Genomic DNA, 13,170 nt, shown 5'->3' on the forward strand with positions numbered 1-13,170 from the left:
CGGGAAGCCCTGCATTCGACCAACGGCACGCTTATTCCCCGGTTTCCGGGAAGAGGCTGCGGTCAATCCCCGGGAGCAGCTCCAGCGCATTCTGATAATACACCTTCCGCAGGACTTCCTCCGGCAGGTCCAGGCCGTACATGGCCCAGAACGCATGGTATTTCTTGTAGTAGGGAAAATACTCGTCGTTGGATTCCAACACCCGGAAATAGGTTGGGTATTCCGAAGGATTCCAGGCATCCTTCCCAAAGAGGATGCGGTCCTGGTATTTTTCAAAAAAGGCCTTTGCCATGCGGGGCTGGCGACCCAGTTCCGCAATAATGGCACCGATTCCCACATACATATTGGGCATCTCATCCAGGAGTTTCCCCAAGTGGGCCAGGTCGTTGGCAAACCAACCCATATGGGCGTTGATAAACTTGGTATCCGGGTGTTTGCGGAACATGCGGTGCTGCTCTTGGATGATTTGCTCCCAGGGCGCCGGATCGGTATCACTGCGCTTGCGTCTGGGCCTGAGTTTCAGTTCCAGCCACCGTTCGTTCAGGGAATCCATGGGGTCCCAAAAGGAACGGGGATCGGCTGAGTGGATCAACACCGGGATCCCCAATTCAGCACATTTCGCCCAGATCGGGTCCAGGCGTGGGTCGTCTACCGGGATGCGGTTGCCATGAACATCTCGGTTGCGCAGCCCCAAACTCTTAAATACCTTCAGACCGGAAGCCCCATTGCGGACATCCTGTTCCAGTTGGGCTGCAGCGGTTTCGCCCCACCCGGGGTTACCCACCCCGCTGAAATCCACATTTGCAAACAAGAGAAAACGGTTCGGATAATGGGTGCGGATATTCGCCATCGCGCCGGTAATGCGGTCTGCAGACCCTCCGCTCAGATTTACCATTACCGCCATGTTCAAGGTGTCCATGGCAGCTATCAGTTGGGAAAGGTCCTGCTCCGGCATCCGGTAGTGGTGGCTGTGGACATCCACGAAGGGGAATTTGGCCCGGGATACCGGGTGCTGGGGAACCTTCAGGGTTGAAGCAGGATTGTAGGCCTCAAAGTCCATCTTTTGGGCCTCTGCCAGGGTAACTGACAGAAGAACCGCAGTCAATATCCAAATACGTTTGTTTTTCATAGGTTCTCTGGTGTTTTAAGCCCGGCAGCCCGCAGGAGCTCCAGGTACATCTCGGGGGTATCCATATCCCGGATCGCGCCACCGGGATCCACTACCCTAACCTTTTCTACTTCCCTTGCGATCAATTTTCGGGCTCCTTTGCCGGGTGGGAGGCTCGACAGGTCCTTAAAGCAGCGTGCAGGAAACAGGGCCGGTACGCCTGCCCCATCGGGGTTTCGGCTGGCTACGAGTATGGGTGGATCTGCTTCCAGGTGCCACTCGCGCAGCTGACGGAGGTAGGCTGCCGATATCAGGGGCTGGTCTGCCAGCAGGATCAATACCCCGGTGGCATCGGGCCACTGCTTTTGCATGTAGGCCATACCGCAGCCAATACTCGTGCCCATACCTTTATGCCATTCCCAATTGTGAGCTATTAGGGTGGATGTTCCCTCCAGCAGCTGCGAAATCTCGCCGTGGTGGGCCCCGGTAACCACCACGTAATTGGGGTACCCGGCCTGTTTTAGCACCTCCAATTGGTGCTCCAGTACGGTGTGGCGGCCCCAGGGCAACAAGGCCTTGGGTGTCCCCATGCGGCTGGAGGCCCCTGCGGCCAATACGATGGCGGGTGTCTTCCCCTCCATTAAGAATGAATGGCGCCTGTCTTTTCGCGTAGCGAGACAGGAATAGTTCTCTGGCGCAGCACGCTCAGAATTTCGGCCAGAATGGAGACGCCGATTTCCTGAGGGGTGATGGCCCCTATATCAAGCCCCGCTGGGCCATAAACGGCATCTATCCATGGAGGGATGTCTCCGAAATACCGTTCCAAAAAATCTCCGAGGAGCTTTTCCCTCCGGGCAGCAGGTCCCAGAATCCCCAGGTAACCGGGACTGGCCTGTGCCAGGCGCATCAGATATTTCAAGTCCTTGGTATAGCTGTGTGTCATTAATACCACGGCGGTTTGCGGATCCACATCCGAGGCATCGAGGGATTCCGGAATCAGGGCCCTTAATTCGCAAACCCCTGGGAAATCTTCCGGGTGTTTGGCCTCATCTGATGCTACGGTTACCCTTACTTCCCAGCCCAATCGGGCGCCCAGGGCCGTAAGCTGAACCGCGTCGTGTTCGCCCCCGTAGATATCCAGGCGTAATCTGGGTGGCATTTCCTGTTTTAATACAAGGCCAGTCTCCCCGGGCATATGCCCAGATATAGCATGAACTTCCCCGTTCAAAAGCAAGATTGTCCCTGAGCCGGGCGCTTGCCCAATCTGGGTGTGATAGTAGGTTTCCATTCGGAAGGTCTCGCGCGACCGCACTACGGCCTCAAAGGCTTCCAGAGTTGTCTCGGCCGGCTCAAATGGTTCAATCAGGATGTAGAGTATGCCTTCACACCCCAGTCGGAACCTGCCGTCGTATTCCATTATTTTGGGTTGCCCCGTTTGAAACACTCCGGCCGCCTGGCGAAAGATCTCCTTTTCCACGCACCCACCACTAACAGCCCCATAGGCCGTTCCGTTTTCAAGCAATAACATGCGAACCCCTGGTTTGCGATATGAGCTACCCTGGAGTTCCACAACGGTTGCCAGGGCGGTTTTCAACCCCGTCTCCCGGGCTTTGTGGTACCCGGATATCAGTTGTATGATTTCATGTGTCATTCCCATGGGCTGAAAGGTATAACAGGAACCAAGGTGCCTTCGGCGAAATCCTCAATTCCAGGTTCCAGTACCATAAAGCAAGACGCCTTGCTCAGGCATTGGAAATCCCCGGAATTATTCATTGGCACCTCATGTGCCCAGGCATGCCCTTCCTTTCTTACCAGTGTGGCAGGCCTGAAATGGGTCAACAGTGTATGGTTAGCTGCCGATCCTGCTAGGCGGGCTTGTTGCACCTGCCTTGGCAGGCCCATTCTACTTTGGAACCAATCCCTAAAATACAAATGAAAGTTTAAAAATGCCGAAACCGGGTTTCCCGGAAGCGAAAATACCCGGCAATTGAGGCTGCGATGCCAGCCAAACCATAAGGGTTTCCCCGGTCGCTGGGCTACTCTATGGAAACGCTGCTCTACTCCCAACTCCAGTAAAACGGAGGGTAGAAAATCAAATTTACCCATGGATACACCCCCTGTAATAATTAAAACATCGTGTTGCCGAAGGGCTGTGGAAAGCTGCTGCGCAATTACTTCCTTGTGGTCGGGCAAATGAAGGAGTTCCGCTGCCATCCCCATTTGCTCCAGGGCGGCTCGCAGCACGGGCAGGTTTGAACTTCGGATTTGGTGTGGTTCCGGTTGCCGATGCGGCTCCACCAGTTCGTCCCCACTGGAAATCAGGCAAATCCTAGGGAGCGCAAAGACTTCCACATCAGTGCAGCCAACGGAGGCCAGTACCCCGATTTCGGCCGGCCGGATCACTCGCCCCATGGGTACAAGGATATCTCCTTTTCGGGCATCGCTTCCTTTGGCATGGATGTTCTGTCCGGGTTGGCAATGCGTTGCATGGATACAAAACCCCTGTCCGGTAGCTGTAAGGTCCTCATAGCGCACCACAGCATCTGCACCCTGCGGTAGAACTGCACCGGTGGCTATCTCTATGCAGGCCTCGAGATCTTCAAGGCGTATCCCCGGCATTCCTGCCGCAGCATAGGCCTGTCTTTTAAATTCGCGTCTACCGGCCTGAAAGGTAGCTGCCTTCAGCGCAATGCCGTCCATGGTTGCCCTGTGGTATGGGGGCAAGTCCCGGTCTGCACGCACCGAAGCTGCCAGCACCCTTCCCGCGGCGTTCTCCAGGGCCACTCGGACGGTAGCCGGGCGTTCGCAGGTTTCCTGAACCAATTCCCAGGCTTCTGCGACTGAAATCAGCTCCGTGGGTTCAGATTTTCTCATTATCAAGATTAAAGAATGTATGCATCCCCTCCTCGATGGAATACAGGGTTACCCCATCCAAAAGGCCTTCCAGGCGCTGGCATGCCTGGGCACTCCGGCTGCCGGATTTACAATAGAAATAAATATGCGGTGTTTGCCTGAATTCGGGCTGATCCGGCTTCAGGTTTCCCAGGGGGATGTTGATGGCATCCGGCAGGTGTGCACGGTCGAATTCCTCCGGCTCCCGAACGTCTACCAGCAAATGGGCTTCCCCCCCTGCCTTTCGCTCCTGGTATTCAGAAAGGGAAATTCCTGTTCCCGGCCCGCACGAGGCAACGTACTGGTAAGCGTTGGCGTCTAACCGGCGGGGCTGCTGCTGCGGGTTCCTTGGAAACGCTATGGCTTGCATCCGCTGGTCCAGGGCATTGTACAGCAAGAGTTTACCGCGTAGTACTTCACCTATTCCGCAAAGCACTTTTACCGCTTCAAGCGCCTGGAGGGTGCCGATAATTCCAGGGAGGACCCCCAGGGTCCCCAGGGTATTGCAATCCGGAATTTCCCCGGCCTTGGGCATCTTGGGAAATAAACAGCGATAGGTTGGGCCTTCCTGGTAGTTAAATACGCTTACCTGCCCCTCAAACCCGTGCAGGGCTCCATATACCCAGGGAATCCCCCGAAGTACGCAGGCATCGTCCAGCAGGTAGCGTACCGGGATCCGGTCTGTGGCATCCACTACCAGGTCATACGCAAGGAGCAGGTTGGAGACCTTAGAAGGCTCCAGGAATTCCGGATAAGCCCGTATGGTGATGTCCGGGTTTTGCCGATGCAGCACCTCCTGCAGCACGTCCACCTTCAGCTGGCCCACGTCTGCAGGGGTATAGGCCGGTTGCCGATGCAGGTTGGAGGTTTCCACCCGGTCCCCGTCAATGATACCCAGGGTACCCACCCCCATAGCGGCCAGGTACTGGCTCACCGGTACGCCCAGGCCCCCTGCCCCTACGACCAGGACACGGGCCCTTTCGAGCCGCTGCTGGCCTTCGGGGCCAAAGCCCTGGAGTTTTTGTTGTCTGTTGTACCGGGAACCGGTCATAAACGCCCCATTTTAGCCATTAATGCCTCGTAGTCCTCAGGGGCATTGGCATTGGCCAGCCACAGGTCGTCCTCCGGGTTTACCAGGGATGCTTCCTGGCGGATCAGGAATTTGCGGGGGCAGGTACTTTCCCCCTGTTCCAGAAAACCGATGGCCTGTTGCAGGCCCGATGGCTCCCATAGCGCTGCCATGGGTTCGGGAAGCCCGGTCTCTTGGGTAGCAAAGGCGGTGGCGGGAGCCTGGGGGTTCCTTCGCTCCAGCAAATACCTCAGGGCTGCCGTATCCATCATCGGGAGGTCGCAGGCCACCACCAGCCAGGCAGCATCCGGAAATTTGTGGTGGGCGGATAACAAGCCGTTAAAGGGGCCCCTATATAGGTTTTCATCCAGGATGTATGGCAGGTGATCCGGCAGGTCGCTTTCCTGCCCGGGACGCAGGCTCAGGTATACCTCGGAACACAGGGGCTGTAACTGATGGTACAGGTACTCCCGCTGCGGCTTGCCGTGGTATTCGAGAAGGCCCTTGTCCCGTCCCATACGGCGGCTCTGGCCCCCGGCCAAAACCAGGCCCTTCACAATTGGGTTTGTCGTTTTCATAGCTGTAATAAATGTATTGAACCGGAGCTAGCCCCCGATGGAAGTCATGGAACTCCCAAAGATCGACCCGAAACGCTCCTGGGCCTCAAAGCCATCCTTGGCCCGGGAACCTACGGCCTGCACAAGCAGGTCTTCCACAATAGCGTCATCATGCGCAAATCGCAGGGGAGACCTCAGGTTGGCTACGGGCTTGCCATAGAGGCAGGTGATCAGGTCTCCGGTGGCGGTTACCCGCAGGCGGTTGCAACTGCCGCAGAAGGTGCGCGTAAAGGAAGGGATAATCCCGAAAGACCCCTGGTGCCCGGGGATCTTATAGTTCACCGAGGTAGAGGTCAGGGGTGCGGGCTGCTTTTCAAATTCCGGATACCGCTGCCGGATATGCTCCAGGATGGCCCGGTGGTTCCATTTGAGTTTTACAAAATCCCGGCTCCCCCCGTTAAAGGGCATTTCTTCCAGGAATCGCACCCGGACGGGATATTGCTCCTGGAATTCCATCATATGGTAGACGTCATCCACGTTCTGCCCGTCCAGGACAATAAAATTGATGCGCACCTCCATTTTGGAATCGATCAGCCGCATCAGGTTTTCGTATACCGTATGGAACTGGTCGCGACGGGTAATCCGGGCAAAGGAATCCGGCCGGATGGCATCCAGGCTCACGTTTACGCTATTGATCCCCAGCGCCTCCAGGCGGTTAATATGTGGGCCGATCAGGGTGGCATTGGTGGTGATGGATACCTCCTTCAGGGTTTCCAGGGTAGCCAGGTGTTCCAGCAGGTCCATCAGGTCCTTGCGCACAAAGGGCTCCCCACCGGTGATCCGGATCTTATCCACCCCCCGTGCCACCAGGATGTTGCAAAGACGCTTCATTTCGTCTATTCGCAATAAATCGTCCTTGCGTGAAAAGGCAATACCCTCTTCCGGCATGCAATAGTTACATCGCAGGTTGCAGCGGTCCGTTACGGCCAGCCGCACATAATTGATGACCCTGTCGTGGTTGTCAATCAGCATAGGTTATTATTTATCCCCCGCTAACCGGTGGGATGAGTGCAATTTCGTCCTGGGTATCCAGGGGGTCGGTATCGGTAGCATAAGCCTTATTTACGGCCACGGCCAGCGAGCTCAGGTGGTCCAGCGCGGGATACCTGTGCCTCAGGAATGCCTTTAAGGCCCCAACAGTTGCCAGTTCCCCCGCCTCGGCAGAGGGAATGGACAGGGCTGCTTCCCCTACAATGTCCCGGGTAACCCCGAACAAAAGTACTTTCATTTGGTTCCAACTCAGGTTCAGGCCCCGGGAAACTCCCGGGATGGATCCGGTTAAAAATACAAAAAATAGCGGTAGAAAAGATCACGGTTGTACCCCACCTGAGTTGCCTTGTTATTCTACTGGATTCAACGGTTAAAAGTCCGGTTTTGTGACCAATGTTACTGTCTTCTTCCGTCTATAGTATGAATTTCACCCCCTGAAAATGTACTTCGCCCAGGGCATATGCCGGGCTGATCGATATGGATGAACTCAGAACCCTGGCCAGGAAGCTCGGTTTCCTGTTTGCCACCATGTTTGCGCTTATTACCGCCCTGTTCACGGGGTTGCTTACCTATACCCCCGATTCAAGGGTGTCCCTTTCTTCCATGGACCCGATCAGGAAATTGGAAGCCTGGCACCCGCGCGATATTACCCAGAATGCCACCCAGGCCCCATCCCGGGTACGCAAGGGGTATGAGCTGGTTGCCCATACAGCGGATTACCTGGGTCCGGAAGCCCCGGACCCGGAGATGCGTTTTACGGGGAACCACATGAACTGTACGAGTTGTCACCTGAAGGCCGGTACCCAGGCCGGGGCTGCTTCATGGGTGGGGGTAGCCGCCCGTTTTCCCCAGTTCGGCGGGCGTTCCAATCGCGTAGGCACGCTCGAAGACCGCATTAACGGGTGTATGGAACGCAGTATGAATGGGCGCAAACTTCCGGTGGATTCCGAACCTATGCAGGCCATGGTGGCTTATATGGAATGGTTGGGGGAAGATTTACCTGAGGCAGAAGCCGCTGCGTACCAGGGCTTTCCCCGCTTAAAGATTCCCGAAGGCGCCGTAGACCTGCAAGCCGGGGAGGCCGTTTATGCAAAGGACTGTGCAGTATGCCACGGGGCCGGCGGCCAGGGGATTTCCAAACCGGACGGAGGTTACATTTATCCCCCGCTGTGGGGTCCGGACAGTTTTAATGACGGGGCCGGTATGCACCGGGTTTTGACCGCAGCACAATTTATAAAAGGTAATATGCCCTACGGGCTGGCTACCCGGGAATCCCCGGTGTTGACGGACGAAGAGGCCTTTCAGGTTGCCGGCTACATCAACAGTTTTGACCGGCCGCATAAAACGGGAACCGAAGCGGACTATCCGGATCGTACCCTGAAACCGGTTTCTACCCCCTATGGCCCCTGGGCGGACGATTTCAGCCCGCAACAGCACCAATATGGGCCTTTTCCTCCCATTATAGCCTATTACAAAGAATATTATAACCTCACAAAGACCAAATGACCCTGAGGCTGCTATTTCATTATATGATGGGAACCCTAATGGGGACGCTCCCGGTTCTGGGCCAGGAATCGGCTGAAAAGCAGGTATCCGGTTCTTTTTCCGGGGAATGGAGGACGTATTATATGCAGACGGTCAACAAAGGGGCGTTACAGGATTTTCAAGCCCTGGCAACCGGTGGGCACCTGGCATACACCCTGCGCCTCGGCAAGTCCTGGGAGCTGGGCGCAGCCCTCTACAAGACCACCGACCTTGGCCTTGGGCAGTGGAATACCCCGGACCCGCAGACCGGCAAGGCCAGCCGCTATGAGGAAGGCCTGTTTAACCGTCTGGAGCCTTCGGCGGATATGGTACTTTTGCTGGGGAACCTCTATCTGGATTACCACCATAAGGGACATGCCATTCGCCTGGGGCGGATGAAGGTAAACACCCCCCTGATCAACTCCCAGGACGGGCGTATGATCCCCACCCTGGTTGAAGGGTTATGGTATGCCTACCAATTCCCGGACCGGTATGGGTGGCAATTGGGCATCGTGAACCGGATTGCCCCGCGCTCTACCGGAGATTTTATGGGCATAGGGGAAAGTATAGGTGCCTATCCGGCCGGCCGGGACCCCGAAGGCCGTACAAGCCTGTATCCCGGTCATACCCGTTCGGACGTGGTCGTGGTGGCCCACGGGCAGGTTCGCCCCATGGAATCCCTGCAGCTGCTGGCCTGGAACTATTACATTGAAAACGTATCCAATTCCTTCTACCTGAAATCCCAGATCTCCCTGGGAGGCCCGTGGGAAGTGGCTGCGGAATGGCTCCATCAAAACCGTTTGGGGGAAGGGGGTAATGGGCTGGACTCCCTTCGGTATTTTGATCAGGCCCGGGCAGACCTGCTGGGGGTTCAGCTGCGTTATGGCAACAACAAATCCGGGGCTTCCCTGGCATACGACCATATCCTGCCCCATGGCCGGTTCCTGTTCCCCAGAGAATGGGGCAGGGAGGAGTTGTTCAGTTTCCAGAAGCGGGAACGCAGTGAAGGATCGGCACAAAACCACGCCCTGGTTATCACCTACCGGAAACCTTTGGTTGTTAAGAAGGATGAGGCCACCGTGCAGGCTATCCTGAGCGCCGGCCGGCACTGGAAGCCCCCGGTGCAGGATCCCGCCCTGAATAAATACGCCTTCCCGGATTACACCCACCTGAACCTGGATTTTTTTCTAACCCTCCAGGATTTTCCGGGCTTCCGGCCGGAGTTGCTGCTCACCTTTAAACGTGCCCATGGGGACCTGCCGGACAACCCCAATCTGTTTTTTAACAAGGCAGACCTGTTCCACATGAGCCTGGTCTTCAATTACCGGTTCTGATCCTGTTTTCGGTCGGAAAGGGTACCTGGATATGACCAAAATTGCGAATTTTGGCCCCAGAAATACTAGAAAAGCCACATCTCCGTTTTCCTAGGAAATCAAAACGAACACGTATATGAAAATGCCCAGAATCTTATTGTTTTTCCTTGGAATTACCCTGGTCCTCTCTTCCTGCGGGAATTCCGAAGACGACGTACGCCTGGACCTGAACCTTGGAGGAGACCTGGGGCTTGGGACCCCTGCGGATGATTGTCTTGGGTTTGGCGAGAGCGAACTCATCCTGTCCATACAGGACCAATACACCACCCTTCCGGGAAAGGTGTCCATATTTTTCAGGGTTTCCGACAACCTGGGGAATCCCGTAGCCGGACTCACGGCTTCGGATTTCACCATTTATGAGCAGGGCCGCAATGATGCCTGTTTCAACACCATTTCCGCTTCGGAATCCTTTGCGCGTATTTCGCCTAATACCCAGATTTTCAAAAACCATACGCTGTTGGTGCTGGACCTGAGTAACAGCGTACTCAGCACCAGCCTCACGGAACTGAAGACCGCCGCCAGCAGTTTTATCGACAACGTGATGCCCGCCCAGGAAGCGGAATCCTTCCAAATGGCCATTTACTGGTTCGATGGGGAGGATGTCTTGCATGAACTGCAGCCGCTAACCCCCTCGGCTACCCAGCTAAAGGCTGCTGTGGACGGGATTACGTCCGATATCAGCAACGACCCGTCTACGGACTTATACGGGGCGGTCCTGAAAAGTACGGACCTGGCGGAAGGTCTGGTAAATGAGAGCGTACAGGGCGGAACGATAGGGGCCGCTTCCGTGGTGATCTTTACCGACGGTACGGACCAGGCCTCCCGCTACACCGAACAGGCGGCCCTGCAGAAAGTTGAGGACGCAGACAGCAACATCTCCTTCTTTACCATTGGCCTGGGCGCGGAGATCGACGCCACGGTACTGGAGGAAATCGGGAAAACCTTCAGCGTATTTGCCGGCAATAAAGAGGAGTTGGAAATCACCTTCAACCAGTTGTCTCAGAAAGTGTCCGAGCGGGCCAACAGTTATTACCTGTTCGAATATTGTAGCCCCAAGCGGGACGGCAGCGGGGAAAACAACCTGGTCATCCGGGTGGTCCGCAACACCCTGCAGGGTTCGGTACAAACCGCCTTTAACGCCACCGGCTTTACCGGGGGTTGCCAATAGCGCAATCTGTCAAGAAATGCGAAAGCCTCCTTCGGGAGGCTTTTTTTATGTACTGGGCAGATAAGCTTACAAGTAGGGTTTGCAGCCTCTGGGTTGTTTTATAGATACAACTGCCTTTACATCCTGAAAACCAAACAGAATACGAACCCTTAAAACGGGACTGCCATGGATGTAATTTATAGAATCATACAGCAAAGCGCCATAGGCCCCAGGCCGGAATGGTTGCAAAAACTGGTCATTGGCCTCTTCCTGGCCATTGTACTGACCCTCCTTAGTATGCTCGGGGTATTACTCACCCTGGGGCAGCACGCCCATTTCAGTTACGGGTATTAGCCCTTAATCCAGTACCAGGCTGTTTTTGCCTTTTCCGCTGCGGTTTTCCAGGTCGTAGAGGAAGCCGTTTACCACGGCATAGGCCGGCTTGCCGTCCTTGTAGAGCACAAAGGTTGGGTTGTCCCCTACATCCCATTTGGCCGGGGGTGCCTCAAAGTCCGGGCCTGTGATGTGCACCGGCAGGGCTACCGCCGGGGTGTTGGCGGGGCGTTTCCGGACGCGGATGTACGTATACCCGCCGGCAAGTACCTCCCAGAGATCCAGGGCGGCAACAGCATTAAGGTCATCCAGCGTGTGCGGGAACACCTTTCCGGCCTCCATCCGGTACCCTTTGGCATCCAGGGTTTCATATCCATAGAAGGTAGACAGGTCGCCCATATCGATAATACGGCTGCTGTTCCAGAAATCCCGATGGCCCTCCAGGTCTACTTCGTTCCGGTAAATCCCGAAATCCATCAGATAGTCTGTGCCCAACAACGGATAGGTAACCCGCTCAATCTTCAGGTCCAGCATTTTCCGGTCGTTCTCGGGGATGTTGTAGTAATCGTCCAGGGGAACCGCAGCAAAACTCCCGGAGGAAATGGCGTAAATGGCGGAAAGGATGGAAACGTAATTCAACTTTCGGATTTCCTGTTTTTCCAGGTCTTCCGGGTAGCCCCCGGATTCGATTAGGATGGCACTGGTACCCCATTTCTGGATGTTGTCCCCAAAGGCGCGGGGTTCGAAGTCGTCGTTGTACCTGCCAACCTGCCCCGGGGCGTATTGCTGCAAAATGCGGTTCATATAGCCAATCACCTGCATAGCCCGGTGACGTACGGGGTTAACTTCCTTTTCGTAGTTGTAGGCTGGCGCCAGGTAAGAGATGGTGGCCGGTTTTTCGGTTTGTTCGGCATTGTAGTACCGGCTCTGGTCGTGCAGGTTAAATCCGAATTCGGCATCCAGGCTGTCCCGAACGCGTTTCAGGGTACGGCCTTCCGGGGATTGTAGCCTCAGGGCGTCCCGGTTAATGTCGATCCCCAGATAATTCCGGCGTTGGAATTGCTGGGCCCCATCGGGGTTCAGCATGGGCAGGAAATGGATGCGGACCGTGGCAAGCAGGGCCGCTTTTTCTTCCGCAAAATCCGGGGAAGCCATAAAATTGAGGATGTCGAAGATGGCCTGGGTGGCCGTGGGTTCATCTCCGTGCATCTGGGACCAGAGGAAGATGTCCGTTTCACCGGACCCCGTACTGATCAGCCGAAAGGGCCGGCCTTCAATGGATACGCCCACTTCATTCACTTCAAACCCGGGCTTGGCGGCAATGGCGTCAATCAGGGGTTGCAAGTCCGCATGCTGGATGCGACGTGCGCCCAGGCTGGGTTCCTTATAGGTTTCATAGGTTTCGTAAAAGCGTTGGGTAAAGGCTTCGGTCTGTGCGTGCAGCCCGGCAGCACCCAGGGCGCATACAAGTAGTAAGAGGCGTTTGATCATGGATTTTGCATTTTGGGAGGGCCCTGCAGCCCCAGGTCTTTGACGGCCCGGCGGACATCGTTCATAAATGCCGGCCCCGGGTCTGTTTTCTCGGTGCGGTAGGCGGAATCCTGCTCCAGCCAGAGCGGGTGCCCCTCAAAAGATGTGTATTCGTGATGTCCGATCAGGTAGGTGATCGGAAAGGAGGCCTTCAGGTGCCGAACCAGCCAGATATTGGCTTTGAGCTGGGCTTCAGTAAGTGGGGTTTCAGGGGTGCCTCCCACATTTTCAATCCCGATGGCGCAATGGTTCAGCCCGATGGTATGCCGGGCCATCAGGGTGTCTGCCAGTAAATGATAAATGGTGCCATCCCGGTCTACGAGGTAGTGGGCTGACACATTCAGGGCCCCGGCCGTCTGTATGTCCGGGCGGGTTTGTGGCAGGCGGGAAGGTTCAAAGGCTTCCAGGGATTTCTCCAGGGTGGGGATGGCCGTCCAGTGCAGGACTACCATTTTCGGGTTAATCCGGGGGGTTACCGGGGTAAGGCCGTACCGGGCCTCCAGATAGGCCAGGCTCAGGCGCTCCCGTTCGGCATCCCAGGTAATGGGGCGCTCCACAACCGCTGGTTCATATTCCGCGCAGCCCGC

Annotated in this window: 14 protein-coding genes; 4 read left to right on the forward strand and 10 right to left on the reverse strand. The window is 56.0% G+C overall.

What is annotated here, in order from left to right; all coding sequences use genetic code 11:
* Nucleotides 1-31 precede the first annotated feature (31 nt).
* The 8 genes from OZ410_RS11375 to OZ410_RS11410 are packed head-to-tail and all read right to left on the reverse strand — an operon-like array spanning nt 32 to nt 6,914.
* Nucleotides 32-1,129 (reverse strand): amidohydrolase family protein, encoded by a 1,098-nt coding sequence (locus OZ410_RS11375; protein WP_277708086.1) that lies wholly within the window; start codon nt 1,127-1,129, stop codon nt 32-34.
* Nucleotides 1,126-1,749: a nucleotidyltransferase family protein gene (locus OZ410_RS11380; protein ID WP_277708087.1), complete on the reverse strand. Its 624-nt coding sequence runs from the start codon at nt 1,747-1,749 to the stop codon at nt 1,126-1,128. Before OZ410_RS11380 ends, OZ410_RS11375 begins: the two co-directional genes overlap by 4 nt.
* Nucleotides 1,749-2,765 (reverse strand): XdhC family protein, encoded by a 1,017-nt coding sequence (locus OZ410_RS11385; protein ID WP_277708088.1) that lies wholly within the window; start codon nt 2,763-2,765, stop codon nt 1,749-1,751. The genes OZ410_RS11380 and OZ410_RS11385 overlap by 1 nt, the downstream gene beginning before the upstream one ends.
* The gene (locus tag OZ410_RS11390; RefSeq protein WP_277708089.1) at nt 2,756-3,982 is read right to left on the reverse strand and encodes a molybdopterin molybdotransferase MoeA; all 1,227 of its coding nucleotides are present in this window, start codon (nt 3,980-3,982) and stop codon (nt 2,756-2,758) included. The genes OZ410_RS11385 and OZ410_RS11390 overlap by 10 nt, the downstream gene beginning before the upstream one ends.
* Nucleotides 3,969-5,051, reverse strand: a complete 1,083-nt coding sequence (locus OZ410_RS11395) for a HesA/MoeB/ThiF family protein (protein ID WP_277708090.1) — start codon at nt 5,049-5,051, stop codon at nt 3,969-3,971. Before OZ410_RS11395 ends, OZ410_RS11390 begins: the two co-directional genes overlap by 14 nt.
* Nucleotides 5,048-5,647, reverse strand: coding sequence for a molybdenum cofactor guanylyltransferase (gene mobA, locus OZ410_RS11400; RefSeq protein ID WP_277708091.1), 600 nt, complete (start codon nt 5,645-5,647; stop codon nt 5,048-5,050). Before mobA ends, OZ410_RS11395 begins: the two co-directional genes overlap by 4 nt.
* A 27-nt stretch (nt 5,648-5,674) precedes the next feature.
* Nucleotides 5,675-6,658: a GTP 3',8-cyclase MoaA gene (gene moaA / locus OZ410_RS11405; RefSeq protein ID WP_277708092.1), complete on the reverse strand. Its 984-nt coding sequence runs from the start codon at nt 6,656-6,658 to the stop codon at nt 5,675-5,677.
* A 10-nt stretch (nt 6,659-6,668) separates the two neighbouring features.
* The gene (locus tag OZ410_RS11410; RefSeq protein ID WP_277708093.1) at nt 6,669-6,914 is read right to left on the reverse strand and encodes a MoaD/ThiS family protein; all 246 of its coding nucleotides are present in this window, start codon (nt 6,912-6,914) and stop codon (nt 6,669-6,671) included.
* A gap of 239 nt (nt 6,915-7,153) precedes the next feature.
* On the opposite strand from OZ410_RS11410, the gene OZ410_RS11415 reads away from it, so the two are divergent.
* From OZ410_RS11415 to OZ410_RS11430, 4 genes are all read left to right on the forward strand, one after another.
* Nucleotides 7,154-8,182 carry a c-type cytochrome gene (locus tag OZ410_RS11415; RefSeq protein ID WP_277708094.1) on the forward strand — a complete coding sequence of 343 codons (1,029 nt, stop codon included), beginning with the start codon at nt 7,154-7,156 and terminating at the stop codon, nt 8,180-8,182.
* Nucleotides 8,183-8,205: 23 nt separating this feature from the next.
* The gene (locus OZ410_RS11420; protein WP_277708095.1) at nt 8,206-9,534 is read left to right on the forward strand and encodes a hypothetical protein; all 1,329 of its coding nucleotides are present in this window, start codon (nt 8,206-8,208) and stop codon (nt 9,532-9,534) included.
* Between the two features lie 115 nt (nt 9,535-9,649).
* On the forward strand, nt 9,650-10,741 hold the full coding sequence (locus OZ410_RS11425) for a vWA domain-containing protein (RefSeq protein WP_277708096.1): 1,092 nt from the start codon (nt 9,650-9,652) through the stop codon (nt 10,739-10,741).
* Nucleotides 10,742-10,906: 165 nt separating this feature from the next.
* Entirely contained in the window at nt 10,907-11,074 is a 168-nt protein-coding gene (locus OZ410_RS11430) for a hypothetical protein (protein ID WP_277708097.1), read from the forward strand.
* A 3-nt stretch (nt 11,075-11,077) separates the two neighbouring features.
* Here OZ410_RS11430 and OZ410_RS11435 read toward each other — a convergent pair whose 3' ends face one another.
* Complete coding sequence (locus tag OZ410_RS11435; RefSeq protein WP_277708098.1) at nt 11,078-12,544, reverse strand: M14 family zinc carboxypeptidase; 1,467 nt, start codon at nt 12,542-12,544, stop codon at nt 11,078-11,080.
* A complete protein-coding gene (locus OZ410_RS11440; protein ID WP_338156656.1) occupies nt 12,541-13,140 on the reverse strand; it encodes an N-acetylmuramoyl-L-alanine amidase in 600 nt (199 codons plus the stop codon). The genes OZ410_RS11435 and OZ410_RS11440 overlap by 4 nt, the downstream gene beginning before the upstream one ends.
* Nucleotides 13,141-13,170 lie beyond the last annotated feature (30 nt).

Source organism: Robiginitalea aestuariiviva (assembly GCF_029537735.1).
Taxonomy (GTDB): domain Bacteria; phylum Bacteroidota; class Bacteroidia; order Flavobacteriales; family Flavobacteriaceae; genus Robiginitalea; species Robiginitalea aestuariiviva.